We start from the raw sequence: 15,180 nt of genomic DNA, 5'->3' as shown, positions 1-15,180 counted from the left end.
AATTCCTCCCTGGGGCTATGGATCCCGGATCTGCGCTCCGCTTCGCTGCGCTTGTCCGGGATGACAGAGTCATGACTGGCTCCCATCCTCTGAAATGCGCTAGGATCGCCTTGCCGCTCTGCCGTAAGCCCAGCGGCCCTGTCGGGACGCGCATCCCGCCTTTCAGCAATGACCGCAAGCCCCGCATCTTCGCGTGGCCAACGATGAGATTTGACATGCGCGTCCTCACCTTCCTCGCTGCGCTTTCGCTCGGTGCGACCACCGCTCTGGCTGCCGAAGAGCCCAGCGGCTGCGACAAGTTCAAATGGCCGATCGAGCGTGAGCGCGCCGCGCTCACCGCGCCGGACCGTGCCAGGCTCGCCACGGGAAGCGAACAGGCGGCGCTGCCGTCGTCGGCCATCACGCTGGGGCTGGTTGCCCCCGCGGACGCGAAGCTGCCGACACCGCCGGAAAGGGCGCCGAAGGACGGCACCTTCGCCGGCTTCACCAGCGTCAAGGCGCCGAAGGCCGGGCTCTACACCGTCAGCCTGTCCAGTGGGGCCTGGGTGGACGTGGTCCAGGACGGGCATTTCCTCAAGCCCGTGGCCTTCAGCGGCGCGACCGATTGCGACGGCATTCGCAAGACCATGAAATATGAGCTGTCGGGGCAGCCTTTCGTGCTCCAGGTCAGCGGCGCCAAGGACAATTCGCTGTCGATCGCGATCCTGCCGGCACAATAGGCCAAACGGTCGCCTTTGACCTCGGGCTCCGGCCTGCTATCTTCGCAGCTGCGATATCCCTGCCGGCCGTAAGCCGTCGCAAGGCCCCGTGGAACAGCGCTTTCCGCCCGTCGCACGCCAACCCACCCAACGCCAGATTTGCGCGTGCATTCGCGCGCGCGAACTCGCACGGAGCGCATTCCATGATTCGTATTGCCGGACTTTTCACCGCTTTCGTCCTCCTCGCGAGCGCGAGCCTTTCGCCTGCCGCCGCTGAGGACAAGACCATCACCGTATTCGCCGCCGCTTCGATGAAGAACGCGCTCGACGAGATCGACGCCGCCTTCACCGCCAAGACCGGCGTCAAGTTCAGCGTCAGCTATGCCGCAAGCTCGGTGCTCGCCAAGCAGATCGAGCAGGGCGCGCCGGCCGACGTGTTCGTCTCCGCCGACACCGACTGGATGGACTACGCGATCTCCAAGAAGACCATCAACGAGCCGACCCGCGTCAATCTGCTCGGCAACAGCATCGTGCTGATCGCGCCGAAGGACTCCAAGATCGACAACGTCACGATCGCGCAAGGCTTTGACCTCGCCAAGCTCGCGGGCGACGGCAAGATCGCGACCGGCGACGTCAAGTCCGTGCCGGTCGGCAAATACGCCAAGGCGGCGCTGGAGAAGCTGGGCGCCTGGCAGGCTGCGGAGCCGAAATTCGCCATGGCCGAGAGCGTGCGCGCCGCGCTGACGCTGGTGGCGCGTGGTGAGGCCAATCTCGGCATCGTCTATTCGACCGACGCCAAGGTCGAACCGGGCGTGAAGGTCGTCGGCACCTTCCCGGCGGACTCGCATCCGGCAATCATCTATCCCGTCGCCGCGACCACCACCGCGAAGGCCGAGACCAACGACTATCTCGCCTTCCTGCGCTCGACCGCCGCCAAGACCATTCTGGAAAAATACGGCTTCAAGTTCCTGGTTAGTCCCACGACTTAATTTTGCAACCTGATTTTTCGTGCTCGAGATCTCTCCCGCCGAATGGACGGCGATCCTGCTCTCGCTCAGGGTCGCCGTCATCGCTACGCTGGTCGCAACCCCGTTCGGCATTGCGCTGGCATGGCTGCTTGCCCGCCATGACTTCTGGGGCAAATCGGTGCTCGATGCGCTCGTGCATCTGCCGCTGGTGCTGCCGCCTGTCGTTACGGGCTATCTCCTGCTCCTCACCTTTGGTCGCAAGGGACTCGTCGGCGGATTTCTGGCCGACTATCTCGGTATCGTCTTCGCGTTTCGCTGGACCGGGGCGGCGCTCGCCTGCGGCCTGATGTCGTTTCCGCTGCTGGTGCGCCCAATGCGGCTGTCGATCGAGGCGATCGATCGCCGGCTCGAGCAGGCGGCTGAGACGCTGGGAGCGGCGCCCTGGAAAGTGTTCTTCACGGTGACGCTACCCCTGGCGCTGCCCGGCGTGCTCGCCGGCATGGTGCTGGGCTTTGCCAAGGCGATCGGCGAGTTCGGCGCGACCATCACCTTCGTCTCCAACATTCCCGGCGAAACCCAGACGATTTCCTCGGCGATCTACTCGCTGATCCAGACGCCCGATGGCGACGCGGCCGCAGGACGACTCGTGATCATCTCGATCGTGCTCGCGCTCGGCGCGCTGATCGCCGCCGAATGGTTCGCCCGCCGCGCCACGCAACGCCTGCACGGGAACTGACCATGCTGCGCGTCGACATCGAAAAACAGCTCGGCGAATTCTCGCTCTCCGCAACCTTCACCAGCGAAGGCCGCGTCATCGGCCTGTTCGGCGCGTCGGGCGCCGGCAAGAGCTCGCTGGTCAACATGATCGCGGGCCTGCTGCGGCCCGACCGCGGCACCATTGTGATCGACGGCGAGACCGTTGACGACACCGCGGCCGGCATCCATGTGCCGACCTGGCGCCGCCGCATCGGCTACGTATTCCAGGATGCGCGGCTGTTTCCACATCTCAACGTCGCGCAAAATCTCGACTATGGCCGACGGATGAGCCGCCTCGCGCCCGATCCTGCCCAGCACAAGCGCATCATCGACCTGCTCGACATCGGCACGCTTCTTGATCGCCGTCCAGGAAAGCTCTCCGGCGGCGAACGCCAGCGCGTCGCGCTCGGGCGCGCGCTGCTGTCGAGGCCGCGCCTGCTGCTGCTCGACGAACCGCTCGGCGCGCTCGACGAGGGCCGCAAGCTCGAGATTCTGCCTTACCTGGTGCGGTTGCGCGATGAGGCCAATGTCCCCATGGTCTATGTCAGCCACGACGTCGCCGAGCTGCGCCAGCTCGCGACGCAGATCGTGATGCTGAAGCAGGGCCGGGTGACATCGTTCGGCGGGGTGAAGGTGTTGACGTGAGGGGTTGAGGCCCCCCGTCGTTGCGAGCGTAGCGAAGCAATCCAGAGTCTTTTCGCGGAGGCAGACTGGATTGCTTCGCTGCGCTCGCAATGACGAGCTTGCGGCCGCTCCGTCCCGCCAAACTGAAAACGGAGAGCGCGGCGCTAAACCCCCGCCACCGACGTCCACAAATCCGCGAGCTTGCGCCGCAGCGCTTGCCGGCGCGTCAGCGGCGCGGGCGTTTCCTCGTCCTCCGGCAGACGCAGGCCGACGACGTTGACGCGGCCGCCGGAGATGCTGCGCGCGACCAGCACGATCTCGTCCAGCGGCAGCTCGGCGCCCTCCTTCGGCGCGCGGTCGAGATGGACGTCGAAATAGTCGGCGAGGGTCAGCTTGCCGTCATCCTCGCCGACCTTCACGCCGTAGATCTCGGCAAGCTCGGCCAGCGTGTGCTCGCCGGAGACCATGAAGTCGCCGAGCAGATGCGGATCCGGCGCCGAGCTCGGCTGCATGTCGACGAAGAAGCGGTCGAGCGACTCGGCCTTTTCCGGCGGGGCCAGCAGATAGATGTAGTCGCCGGGCGCGATCGGATCGGCTTCGGTCGGGGTCAAGATGTTCTCGTTGCGGATCACCAGCGTCGGCTTGGACCAGGACGGGATCAGACCGCGGCGGAAGTACAGGCTCTTGGGCAGCACCGGATAGCCGACGAGCTGCTGCTCGAGCTGACCGGGCAGATCCAGCTCGACGCGGCGCGGACCACGCTCGGCGCGCGGCAGCGCCACATGCAGCTTGCGCGCGGCGGGCGCCAGCGTCCAGCCCTGCAGCAGCAGCGAGATGATGACGACGACGAAGGCGACGTCGAAATAAAGATAGGCCTTCGACAGGCCGACCAGCATCGGGATCGACGCCAGGAAGATCGCGACGGCACCGCGCAGGCCGGTCCAGGCGATGAAGATCTTTTCGCGCCAGTTGAAGCGGAACGGCGCCAGGCACACGAACACCGCGATCGGCCGCGCGACCAGCATCAGGACGAACGCAACCCCGACCGCCGGCAGCACGTTCGTGCCGAGCCGGCTCGGCGAAACCAGCAGGCCCAGCAGCACGAACATCACGATCTGCGCCAGCCACGTCGCGGCATCCAGGAATGCCACCACGGAATTATGCGCGCGGGTCGGGCGGTTGCCGATGATGATGCCGGCGAGATAGACCGCGAGGAATCCGGAGGCGTGCATGATCTGCGAGCCGCCGAAGATCACGAGCGCCGCGGTCGTGACAAACGGCGCATGCAGGCCCTGCGGCAGCGCAACCCGGTTGAGCGCGACGACGACGAGACGTCCCCCGAGGAAGCCGACGACGGCACCCAGCACCGCCTCCTGGATGAACTCCATCGCCACATGGCCCGCCGAGCTCGATCCCAGCGAGATGTATTCGACCAGCATCAGGGTGAGGAAGATCGCGAAGGGATCGTTGGTGCCGGATTCTGCCTCCAGCGTCGCACCGACGCGCGGGCGCAGGCGCAGGCCCTGGGTGTGCACCAGCAGGAACACCGCGGCCGCGTCGGTCGAGGCCACGACGGCACCGACCAGCAGCGCTTCCGTCCAGTTGAGGTCGAGCGCGTATTTGGCGAACGGCGCCGTGATCAGCGCGGTCAGAAGCACCCCGACGGTCGCGAGCACAACGGACGGCGCGAGCACGGTGCGGATGCTGGCAAAGCGCGTCTTCAGGCCGCCGTCGAACAGGATCAGGGCCAGCGCCACCGAGCCGACCAGATAGGTGGTGCGGACGTCGTCAAACTGAAGCTGCCCGGGGCCGGAATCGCCCGCGAGCATGCCGATGGCAAGGAAGACGAGCAGCAAGGGCGCGCCGAAGCGCAGAGCAAGCAGGCTCGACAGGATACCGGCCATGACGAGGACGGCGCCGAGCAATATGGCGAGGCTGACAGAGTCGAGGGAAGCCATCCACCTTCCGGGTACAAATCACTGGAATTGCATCCTTATCGTCGGCAGACTCCCGCGCCAACCCATTTTCTCCCGCTCGCGGCAATCTGCCCGTATTTTGCGGCCTTAACGCACTTCACTTAGCGGTGTATCGATGGCCGGGCCGCTCCCTTTGTGGGAATCTGCGGCGCCCTCGAATCAATCCCTGCCGCCCGCTTCCCGACGAGACTGATGGACATGGACCTCAAAGACTTCATGGAGTTCGTGCAGACCACCGCGCGCAGCGTCGGGGCGGAAATCTCCTCGCCCTGGTTCTACCTGCAATTCGGCCTGATCCTGGCCGCGGCCGGCATCGCCTATGCCGCGGAAGCCGGGGTTCGCAACCGCGTCGACATGACGTCGCTGGCGATACACTGGCCGCTGCCGCTCCGGCACTTCGCCCGGGTGATGGTCTCGAGCGCCTCGACGGCGGTGTTCACCCTGATGGTGATCCTCTCCCGCGTTGTGATGTATCACGCGACCTGGCCGAGCCGCAGCTATCTCCTGATGGTCGCCGCCAAGCTGGGACTGGCCTGGCTTGCGATCCGGCTCGTGACCTCGGTGCTGCGCAACGCCTTCATCGTCAAGCTGGTGTCGATCTCGGCGTGGTTCGTCGCGGCGCTGTCCATCATCGGACAGCTCGACACGACGGTCGACCTGCTCGATTCCTTTGCGATCGTGCTCGGCGGCCTGCGGCTGACGCCGCTGCTGGTGATCAAGGCCGGCGCGCTCCTGCTCATCGCGCTCTGGGCCACCAACATCGCCAGCAATTTCGCCGAGAGCCGGATCAACTCGACCACCGATCTGACCCCGTCGGTGCAGGTGCTGCTGGTCAAGATCATCCGGATCGGGCTGCTGGCCATCGCAATCGTCATCGCGCTCGGCGCGGTCGGTATCGATCTCTCGGCGCTCGCGGTGTTCTCCGGCGCGGTCGGCGTCGGCATCGGTATCGGCCTACAGAAGATCGTCGCCAACTTCATCTCGGGCATCATCCTGCTCGCGGACAAGTCGGTGAAGCCGGGCGACCTCGTCACCATCGGCGACAACACCGGGCGCATCAGCGCGATGAAGACGCGCTATATTTCCGTCGCCGCCGGCGACGGCCGCGAATTCCTGGTGCCGAACGAAGACCTGGTGACGCAGAAGGTCGTCAACTGGACCTATACCGACAAGAACACGCTGGTGAAGATCGCCTTCGGCACCAATTACGACGCCGACCCGCGGCTGGTTTGCAAGCTCGCCGCGGAGACCGCGGCCGCCCATCCCCGCGCGCAGAAGGGCAAGCCGCCGAACAGCATCCTGACCGAGTTCGCGGAAGCCGGGATGAAGTTCTCGCTGACCTTCTGGATCGCGGACCCCGACGGCATGGATGGCGTCAAGAGCGACGTGATGCTGGCGCTCTGGGAGGCCTTCAAGCGCGAGGGCATCCGGGTTCCCTATCCCGTCCGCGAGATTCGCGTCCGGGGCGGCGCTCTGCCGGTAGAAACCACCGTAGAAGTCCCGAATTAGGCCCTGTTTCGGGCGCAAGAGGCACGCCTGACTTGCATGAGGGCCCGTGATCATTAGATTATGGCCCTGAAATCAAGCCCTTCCGCCGACACCGAGACCAGCCCCGCATGAGCTACGTCGAAGCCTCCGATACCTCCCTGCGCAAGACCGGACAGATCAAGCTGCACGGGCCGAGCGCCTTTGCCGGCATGCACAAGGCGGGCGCGCTGGTGGCGAAGTGCCTCGACGAGCTCACCGATATCGTCGGGCCCGGCGTGCCGACCGAGCGCATCGACCAGTTCGTCCGCGACTTCGCTTTCAGCCACGGCGCCTATCCGGCGACGCTGATGTATCGCGGCTACCGCTACTCGACCTGCACCTCGCTCAACCACGTGGTCTGCCACGGCATGCCCGGTGACCGTCCGTTGAAGGAAGGCGACATCGTCAACATCGACGTCACCTTCATCGTCGACGGCTGGTACGGCGATTCCAGCCGGATGTATGCGGTCGGCCCGATCGCCCGCAAGGCCGAGCGGCTGATCGAGGTGACGTATGAGGCGATGATGCGCGGCATCGCCGCGGTCAAGCCGGGCGCCACCACCGGCGACATCGGCCACGCCATCCAGAGCTTCGTCGAGCCGCAGGGCATGAGCGTGGTGCGCGATTTCTGCGGCCATGGCCTCGGGCGCATGTTCCACGACGAGCCGAACATCATCCATATCGGCCGGCCCGGCGAAGGCGTTCAGCTCAAGCCCGGCATGTTCTTCACCATCGAGCCGATGATCAATCTCGGCAAGCCGCACGTGAAGATCCTCTCCGACGGCTGGACCGCGGTGACCCGCGACCGCTCGCTGTCGGCGCAGTTCGAACACTCCGTCGGGGTGACCGCGACGGGCGTCGAGATCTTCACGCTGTCGAAGCGGCACGGCGAGACGCAGATCGGGTGATGGCCCGGCAGGACCGCGATGCGATCCTGCCATCCTGTTCGCCGGCGACGATCTGTCGTCAGAGGCGGACCTCTTACAGCACGTAGCCACCATCGATGGTGAGGCTGGCGCCGGTCATATAGCCGGATTCCGGGCCCGCCACATATGACACCAGCGCGGCGATCTCGCCGGGCTCACCGACGCGCTTCAACGGAACGATCTCTTTCAGCCGCGACACCATCGTGGCCGTCATGTCGGTCTCGGTCGGGCCCGGCTGGACGTTGTTGACCGTGATCCGGCGAGGCGCCAGGTCGAGCGCAACGCCGCGGACCAAGGAGGCAACGGCGGCCTTGGTCATGGCATAGACGCTGCCTCCCGGCGTCCCTGTCCGGATCGCCGTGTTGCTCCCGATCGTGATGATGCGGCCGCCGTCGCGCATCTGCCCGGCTGCTGCCTGGATTGCCAGAAAAACGCCGCGGATGTTCACATCGAGAATGAGGTCGAGGTCTTCGACGCTGAACTGCTCGACGGGACCGAGGCGGAGAATACCCGCGTTGACGACGACGGCATCGAGCCCCCCAAGCCGGTCCACGGTCTCGGCGACGGCCGCGCGGATCGCCGCGGGATCGGCGCTATCGGCCTTGATCGCGACGGCCTTGCGGCCATCGTTTTCGATCGCGGCCACGATTTCGGCGGCGCTGTCCGGGCGCGACACGTAGGTCAGCGCGATATCGAACCCGTCCCGTGCGAGACGGACCGCGATCGCGGCGCCAATGCCGCGCGCTCCACCAAACACCAATGCGACTTTGCTGCTCATTTGCTCTCTCCTTATTTTGAACGATCGTTCCAGATTTGACCAAAAAAATTACACGAGGGCGCGCAGGGCGATGGCGCCGAGCGCCCGTAATTGGCGCGGCCGGGCGCCACCGCGCGCGGCGATGCGAATACCGGCAACATTCGCCAGCAGAAATTCGGCTGCGTCGTCGGCGTCGAGATCCCGCGCCACGTCGCCGTCGGCCTGCGCTTCGCGCAAGCGTTTCGAAACGGCGCCCTGGAGCGCGCGGCCTGACGCCGCATGGATGCTGGTGAGGTCATCCCGCGAGCGGCCGAACTCGCTGATCGAGCCGATGCCCAGGCAAGCCTCGTTCGCGTCGCGAACGACGCGGTCGATCATCGCCCTGAGGCCGTCAATCGCGCGCGGCGGCGCCCGCAGCGCGGCAAGATGGGCTTCGACCTCGCTGGCCGCGTAGCGGCGCACCGCGGCGCAATAGAGTTGCCATTTGTCGCCAAACGTATCGTAGATGCTCTGGCGGCCGATCCCCATGGCGTCAACAAGCATCGGCGTCGAGGTTCCCTCGAAACCGTGCTCGCGAAACGCACCGATCGCGGCATCGAGCGCCTCGTCCTGATCGAATTCCTTGGTCCTTGCCATGACACGACAATAGTTATTCTGGAACGAATAGTCAATTATAAAATGCGGCGGCATTGCCCGCGACATGGCGGGAAGCAGATCGGGTGATGCCTGGCTCGGCGGCCTAGTGGCGACGCCGGAATGATGACGGCGGCCGCTTGTAGGTCGCGACAAATGCATCGTTGAATCTGCGAACGCTGCCGAAACCGGCGGCGAAGGCGATCTCCGCCAATGTCATGCTGGTCTGGTCGATCAGACGCTTGGCTTCCTGCACACGGCGGGTCGCAGCGATCTCGCTCGGGCTCGCACCGGCGTGGCGCATGAACAGGCGGAGCAGATGGCGCGGTCCGACTCCCAGGACTTCCGCAAGGTCCATCATCGACGCACGATCCAGGAATCCGTCATTGATCAGGCGCATCCCGCGCGCGACGGTGGTGGCCGTTCCCATCCAGGCCGGCGATCCCGGCGCAGTCTCGGGCCGGCAGCGCAGGCACGGGCGAAAGCCGGCGCGCTCGGCGGCAGCGGCGGTCGCATAAAAGGTGACGTTCTCGGAGCGAGCGGGGCGAACCGGACAGACCGGCCGGCAATAGATGCGCGTCGAGCGAACGCCGGAGAAGAACAGCCCGTCGAACGCGCGTGCCCGCGCCAGCCGCGCCCGATCGCAGGTGTCCCAGTCGAGATGCGGCGGCAGCGTCTGCCGATGTGCCGAGCCTGTTGCCATGGCGGAAGAATAGTTTCAACGCAGCCCGCCGAGTAGCTGGAATCGGACTCGATCGGGCGATGAGGTCCGAATTCAGCCAGCCTGCGCCACCGCGCCGGATCATGGTCCCGGTCCATCCCGGAGCAGATTCGCAATGCACACGCAGGCGCAACAAACGACGTCAGGACACACCACGCTCACGTTCGAGATCGGGCTCCTGCTCCTCCTCTCACTGATCTGGGGCAGCTCGTTCACGCTGATCAAGGTCGCAATCCCGACGATCCCGCCGTTCACGATGGTCGCGGCGCGCGTGACGATCGCGGCCATTCTCCTGATCGCGATCGCTCGCGCTCAGGGGCACGCTCTTCCGGCCCGGGGACCGGTGTGGGCGGCTTTCTTCGTGCAGGGGCTGCTGCAAAGCGCGCTGCCGTTTACCCTGATCAGTTGGGGCGAGATGCATATCGCAAGCGGTCTCGCCGGCGTGCTCAATGCGACCCCGCCGATGTTCGTGCTCGCGATCGCGATGATGACCGGACGCGGGCGGCAGGCGATCAGCAGCCGGAAGATCATCGGCGTCGCGCTTGGTCTTGCGGGCGTCGCGGTCACGATCGGAATCGATGCGCTGTCCTCCTTGGGCACGACGGCCGCGCTGGCGCAGGCCGCCGTGCTCGGCGCAAGCCTCTGCTACGCGCTCGCACCGATATGGGGGCAGCGGTTCTCCGGCTTTCCCGCCACCGTCACGGCGGCCGGCGCCATGAGCTGTGCCGCGATCCTCATGGTCCCTGCCGCACTCGTCCTCGAGCGACCCTGGACGCTGGCACCGACTTCGCACGCGGTCGCGGCCGTCGTCAGCCTCGCGGTGGTCTGCACGGCGCTCGCGATGGTGATCTATTTCCGGTTGATCTGCACGCTCGGCCCACTCGGCACGACCAGCGGCAGCTATCTGCGCGCCGGCTTCGCGGTGGCGCTCGGCACGGCATGGCTCGGCGAACGCTTCACCTGGTCGGCCCTTGCAGGCATGACGCTCATTCTCGCCGGGGTCATCGCCGTCACGATGCCCCGGCCGGCGCGGCAGCGTGGTCTCGAACAGTGACGGCGCCCGCGGGGCGGTCTTTTGGACCGCCCCGAGCCGCCGTTACCGATCAGGCATGATTGACCTCGACGACCTCGCACAGGATCGTCTCGGCCTTCGACAGCGCCGCAAGGCTCCGGATGTACGGCGCAAATCGCGGATCCCGGCGAAAATTCTCGATGTCCCCCGCGCTTGCCCATTGCGAGTAGTTGATCGCGCGCCGGCCCTCCTTGCTGGCGTGGACGCTGGACGAGATGAACCCGGGCTGCTTGCTGAAGAAGGTCTCGGTGCCCTCCTTCAGCAACTGAACCAGCTTTTGCTGGTTATCCGGCTCGACCGTGAAGACGTTGACGAGGGTCGTGACGTCGCTACCGGTGCGAATGGTCGCTTCCATTTTCGAACTCCTGTTCTGGCTGTGGGACGGCGCCGCTTGCGCGACGAGCAAGACGCCCGCTCCGAGGCCGGTGGCAACGAAGGCACGGCGCGACGGCTCAGGTCTGGTCCGGGACATTGATATTCTCCTGTTGCGGAAGATCGGCTGGCCACTCGACCGGCCAACAGCGCTGAGACGAACGAGGCAGGAGAACGAAGACAGCTGGTGTGAAATTTTTTCTCGACGGCTCAATCGCCCCGAGCATAGGCGGCGCCGGGAATCCGGGCCGGCAACATCCTGACCGGCTCCCGGCTTGCCGATGCGCGCGAACTCTGCTACCCGGAGCGCGCCGAAAAAGGCATGGCCGGATTGGTAAGCTCGGCCTGTTCCTGACTTGCCAGGAATTCTGCCACCGTCTCCACGGTAGGACCCACGGCCGGACAGAGTGACGCGATCGTCACGCTGCTCGGCGGGTCATGTCGTCGTGTCAACTCGGCCGCCGCTCAGTGTGGAATCTCGTTCCGTCCGTTCCTTCACCCGAACGGAGAGCACCTATGCGACTGCAACATCTCAACCTCGTGACCTCGGACGTCACCGCGCTTGCCGCCTTCTTCGAGCGCTTCTTCGGCTTTGCACCCTATGCCTCGCGCGGCGAGGCCCTCGTCGTCCTGCGCAACAAGGAGGATTTCATCCTGACCGTGATGCGCGGCAGGACGGGCGAGCCGGCCGACTATCCCGCCAATTTCCATATCGGCTTCTACTACGACGAGGCCGCCGAGGTGGAAGCCAAGCACGCCGAGCTAAAGGCCGCGGGCCTCAACCCGAGCAGGATCGCCTCCATGGATCGTGGCGGCGGCGTCCCGCACTTCTATGTCACCGCGCCGGGCAATGTCCTGGTCGAGGTCTGCACCCCGCCGGGAGGGCTTTCGCCGTAGGCGGACGACGAGGCCCCGGCCGCCGCGCCAATGAGCGAGCCGCCGGGGCCGGACACTTCCCGGTTGCAAAACGCGCGCCGTACGGCATGGTTAGGCCTGATGCCCGCCAAGACCGACCACGACAAGAGCAAGCCCGAGGACGCGCCGCACTATCACGGCCATCGCGAACGGCTGCGCGAGCGCTTTTACAGCGCGGGCGCAGATGCGCTCAGCGACTACGAGCTGCTGGAGATGGCGCTGTTTCCGGCGCTGCCGCGGCGCGACACCAAACCGCTGGCAAAGACGCTGATCAAGACCTTCGGCTCGTTCGCCGAGGTCGTCCATGCCCCGGTGGCGCGTCTGCGCGAGGTCGACGGCATCGGCGAAGCCGCGATCCACCAGCTCAAGCTGATCGCGGCGGCAACGCACCGCGTCGCCAAGGGCGAGGTCAACAGCCGCAACGCGCTGTCGTCCTGGAACGAAGTGATCGACTATTGCCGCTCCAGCATGGCGTTTTCAGACAAGGAGCAATTCCGCCTGCTCTTCCTCGACAAGCGCAACCAGCTGATCGCCGACGAGGTGCAGCAGACCGGCACCGTCGACCACACCCCGGTCTATCCGCGCGAGGTGATCAAGCGCGCGCTGGAGCTGTCGGCGACCGCGCTGATCCTCGTGCACAACCATCCCTCAGGCGATCCCTCGCCGTCGCAGGCCGATATCCAGATGACCAAGGCCATCATCGACATCGCCAAGCCGCTCGGCATCGCCGTGCACGACCACATCATCGTCGGCAAACAAGGTCACGCCAGTCTGAAGGGACTGAAGCTGATCTAAACGACGTCGCCTCTTGGGGGCTAAAGCGGACCTTACCGCGAACCTCGCAAAACGACGCGATTGCCCCAGAGCAGTCATCAGTCCCGCTGGCAACTCGAGGTTGTCCAGAGAGCACGGCGTGGATCCGTTGGATCAGCATTGTTGTCCCATGCGTGACTCGTAAGCGACAGCGGTCGGGATAATGGATTGCTGCCGCGATCGCCACACATGCGGCGTCTTCGCACAACAATTCTGGTGCTCGTTGCCTTTCGCGATCGCGTGTGATCGGGCGCAACAAAATGGAACTGCGCAAGCCTTTGCGATTACTTGCCGGTCAGGCGCCGCGTCGGCACCCTCTGCGAGCACGGGTGCTTTCCGTTGTTCTGCCTTGCGTGATTATCATCGCCGCACCGCAAGCGGCCCGCGCTCAATGTACAACTGATCCCGTCAACGGCGGCATCCTTCAGAACGGCGGAACCTGCGTAGCCAATAATCCGGTGAGCACCGGTTTCAACATCGCGGTCAGCGCGTTGAACGGCGCAAACGTGACGACCAATGGCACGGTGACGGCCAATGGTGGTGGAACAGGAATCCAGGCCACCACCAACGCCACGGTCACCGCAAACGCAAATGTAACCGCCGCCAGCACTGGCCTGATTGCGAACACCGGCGGCACGATCATCATTAATGCGATCACCCTGGCGAATTCTGGCGGCGGCGGCGCGGCCATGATCGCCACCACCGGCACGATCATCGCGAATAGCACGACTGTGAATTGGAACGGCGGCGCCGCGGTCGGGGTGGGCGGGGTAGTGCAGGCCACGGCGGGAGGTCTGATTCAATTCACACCTGGCTCGTCGATCAATCTCAGCGGTGGCTTCGGCAAGTTGATGACCGCCGATGGTGCGACAAGCCAAATCATCGCCAATGGTCTTTCCGTGAACATGGGTGCTTCGGGCGGCATGACCGCGGCTACGGCGCAGAACGGGGGGAGTATCCAGCTTGCGAGCGGCAGCAGCATCACGTTCGCCGGAGGCGGCGGGAATACCGGCTTATCGGCAACAGGGACCAACAGTTCGATCACGGCGACCGATCTGAGCTTGTCGGTAGGTAATGGCGGTGGTGATGTCGGTGTGAACGCCGCGTCCGGGGGCCAGGTGACGTTGACGCGCGGCTCCGTTACCGTTCCGGGCATTGGCGGCGGGGAGATAGGACTTCGGGCGACGGGGGCGAACAGCCTGGTTACCGCAAACGATGTGGTCGTCAGCGTGACGGGAGGCGGTGGAAACGCTGGAGTGAATGCGACGACTGGCGGCACCGTTACGACGAGTGGTGGCTCGGTGTCCGTCGTCAACGGCGCGGGCGGGCTGCTGCAGAACGGCGGCAACGTAACCATGACCGGAACCGACGTGACCGCGTCAGGAAATGGCGGCTTCGGCTTTCTGTTCAACGGTAGCGGAAACACGTTGCAGTACAGCAACGCCACCATCGTGGCCAGCGCCGCCTCCTTCTCGGTGCAGGGCGGCGCGGCCAACATCAGTCTTAGTAATGCCGTCGCAGTAACAAATAACAACACCCTGCTCGAAACGGTGTCTGGAGCCAGCACGACGTTCAACGCACAGGCATCGACCTTGCGAGGGGTGATCACGACGGCGGCCGGCGGCATCAGCACAGTCACCCTTGCGCAGAATACCGTCTGGACGATGACGGGCAATTCGAACGCAACCAACCTGACCAACAACAGCAGTGAGATCATCTTCACCCCGCCGACCGCGGACCCCACACAACTGTCGAGCTACAAGACGCTGATTGCGAATAACTATGGGGGCGCAGGCGGCTTGATCACGCTCAATACTTTTCTCGGCAACGACACTTCGCCATCCGACAGGCTGGTCATTAACGGCGGCGCAGCGACGGGCTCGACAACGCTCAGAGTATTGAACACGACCGGTCCCGGCGATCAGACCGTTGCGAACGGCATCCTTTTGGTGCAGACCGTCAACAACGCCACCACGACGCCCGGCGCTTTCTCGCTCGCCGGCGAGGTGCGCGGCGGCGCTTATGATTACTTCCTGTTTCGCGGCGGCATTAACGGCAATGCGCCCCAGGATTGGTTCCTGCGCTCGACTTTCGATTCGGGGCCGACACCCCCGGACCCGCCGATTATCCCGCCGCCGATCCTGCCGCCCGATCCGCCTCCGGACGGGCTGCCGCCCGGCTCCTACCCAATCATCGGGCCTGGACTTGCAACCTACGGGTCCGTTCAACCTATGGCCCGGCAAATCGGCCTCGCCACGCTTGGTACGCTCAACCAGCGAGTCGGCGACACGATGACATTGTTGAATGCGGGTACCGACCCTAACACTACTTTGGCAGAATGTGTTTTCGCCGCTGTTTTTCAAGGATTTGCTTTCGGCAATATGGGCACTGCTGGGGCGGCGGCCGAAGGATGAGATCGACG

At 65.1% G+C, this 15,180-nt stretch carries 15 protein-coding genes; 10 read left to right on the top strand and 5 right to left on the bottom strand.

The features are described from left to right. Positions 1–215 precede the first annotated feature (215 nt). From IVB46_RS43700 to modC, 4 genes are all read left to right on the top strand, one after another. Positions 216–719: a hypothetical protein gene (locus tag IVB46_RS43700; RefSeq protein WP_247316357.1), complete on the top strand. Its 504-nt coding sequence runs from the start codon at positions 216–218 to the stop codon at positions 717–719. A 182-nt stretch (positions 720–901) separates the two neighbouring features. After that, positions 902–1,687 carry a molybdate ABC transporter substrate-binding protein gene (gene modA, locus IVB46_RS43695; protein ID WP_247346088.1) on the top strand — a complete coding sequence of 262 codons (786 nt, stop codon included), beginning with the start codon at positions 902–904 and terminating at the stop codon, positions 1,685–1,687. A gap of 19 nt (positions 1,688–1,706) precedes the next feature. Then, positions 1,707–2,402 carry a molybdate ABC transporter permease subunit gene (gene modB, locus IVB46_RS43690; RefSeq protein WP_028148288.1) on the top strand — a complete coding sequence of 232 codons (696 nt, stop codon included), beginning with the start codon at positions 1,707–1,709 and terminating at the stop codon, positions 2,400–2,402. 2 nt (positions 2,403–2,404) lie between these two features. Continuing rightward, complete coding sequence (gene modC, locus IVB46_RS43685) at positions 2,405–3,067, top strand: molybdenum ABC transporter ATP-binding protein (protein WP_247316359.1); 663 nt, start codon at positions 2,405–2,407, stop codon at positions 3,065–3,067. Between the two features lie 143 nt (positions 3,068–3,210). Here modC and IVB46_RS43680 read toward each other — a convergent pair whose 3' ends face one another. Further along, positions 3,211–5,004: a potassium/proton antiporter gene (locus IVB46_RS43680; RefSeq protein ID WP_247346086.1), complete on the bottom strand. Its 1,794-nt coding sequence runs from the start codon at positions 5,002–5,004 to the stop codon at positions 3,211–3,213. Between the two features lie 210 nt (positions 5,005–5,214). On the opposite strand from IVB46_RS43680, the gene IVB46_RS43675 reads away from it, so the two are divergent. Both IVB46_RS43675 and map read left to right on the top strand, forming a co-directional pair. Next, the gene (locus tag IVB46_RS43675) at positions 5,215–6,531 is read left to right on the top strand and encodes a mechanosensitive ion channel domain-containing protein (protein ID WP_247316361.1); all 1,317 of its coding nucleotides are present in this window, start codon (positions 5,215–5,217) and stop codon (positions 6,529–6,531) included. A gap of 107 nt (positions 6,532–6,638) precedes the next feature. After that, on the top strand, positions 6,639–7,457 hold the full coding sequence (gene map / locus IVB46_RS43670; protein WP_063980716.1) for a type I methionyl aminopeptidase: 819 nt from the start codon (positions 6,639–6,641) through the stop codon (positions 7,455–7,457). A gap of 73 nt (positions 7,458–7,530) precedes the next feature. Here map and IVB46_RS43665 read toward each other — a convergent pair whose 3' ends face one another. The 3 genes from IVB46_RS43665 to IVB46_RS43655 all read right to left on the bottom strand — a co-directional run bounded on the left by IVB46_RS43665 (position 7,531) and on the right by IVB46_RS43655 (position 9,568). Beyond that, positions 7,531–8,253, bottom strand: coding sequence for a 3-oxoacyl-ACP reductase family protein (locus tag IVB46_RS43665; RefSeq protein WP_247346084.1), 723 nt, complete (start codon positions 8,251–8,253; stop codon positions 7,531–7,533). A gap of 48 nt (positions 8,254–8,301) precedes the next feature. Then, positions 8,302–8,868, bottom strand: a complete 567-nt coding sequence (locus tag IVB46_RS43660; RefSeq protein ID WP_247316362.1) for a TetR/AcrR family transcriptional regulator — start codon at positions 8,866–8,868, stop codon at positions 8,302–8,304. 103 nt (positions 8,869–8,971) lie between these two features. Further along, on the bottom strand, positions 8,972–9,568 hold the full coding sequence (locus IVB46_RS43655) for an Ada metal-binding domain-containing protein (protein ID WP_247316363.1): 597 nt from the start codon (positions 9,566–9,568) through the stop codon (positions 8,972–8,974). A 133-nt stretch (positions 9,569–9,701) separates the two neighbouring features. Between IVB46_RS43655 and IVB46_RS43650 the strand changes: the two genes are divergently transcribed. Then, the gene (locus IVB46_RS43650) at positions 9,702–10,640 is read left to right on the top strand and encodes an EamA family transporter (protein WP_247316364.1); all 939 of its coding nucleotides are present in this window, start codon (positions 9,702–9,704) and stop codon (positions 10,638–10,640) included. A gap of 49 nt (positions 10,641–10,689) precedes the next feature. On the opposite strand, the gene IVB46_RS43645 is transcribed toward IVB46_RS43650, so the two are convergent. Then, positions 10,690–11,130, bottom strand: coding sequence for an antibiotic biosynthesis monooxygenase family protein (locus IVB46_RS43645; protein WP_247346082.1), 441 nt, complete (start codon positions 11,128–11,130; stop codon positions 10,690–10,692). Positions 11,131–11,546: 416 nt separating this feature from the next. Here IVB46_RS43645 and IVB46_RS43640 point away from each other — a divergent pair, with 416 nt between their 5' ends. From IVB46_RS43640 to IVB46_RS43630, 3 genes are all read left to right on the top strand, one after another. Further along, positions 11,547–11,927: a VOC family protein gene (locus tag IVB46_RS43640; protein ID WP_247316366.1), complete on the top strand. Its 381-nt coding sequence runs from the start codon at positions 11,547–11,549 to the stop codon at positions 11,925–11,927. 99 nt (positions 11,928–12,026) lie between these two features. After that, positions 12,027–12,740: a DNA repair protein RadC gene (gene radC, locus IVB46_RS43635; RefSeq protein WP_247316367.1), complete on the top strand. Its 714-nt coding sequence runs from the start codon at positions 12,027–12,029 to the stop codon at positions 12,738–12,740. 278 nt (positions 12,741–13,018) lie between these two features. Continuing rightward, positions 13,019–15,172 (top strand): hypothetical protein, encoded by a 2,154-nt coding sequence (locus tag IVB46_RS43630; RefSeq protein WP_247346080.1) that lies wholly within the window; start codon positions 13,019–13,021, stop codon positions 15,170–15,172. The last annotated feature ends 8 nt before the right edge of the window (positions 15,173–15,180 follow it).

This window comes from Bradyrhizobium sp. 61 (assembly GCF_023073075.1).
GTDB classification, from domain to species: domain Bacteria; phylum Pseudomonadota; class Alphaproteobacteria; order Rhizobiales; family Xanthobacteraceae; genus Bradyrhizobium; species Bradyrhizobium barranii.
This window is presented reverse-complemented; position numbering and strand designations above follow the sequence as displayed.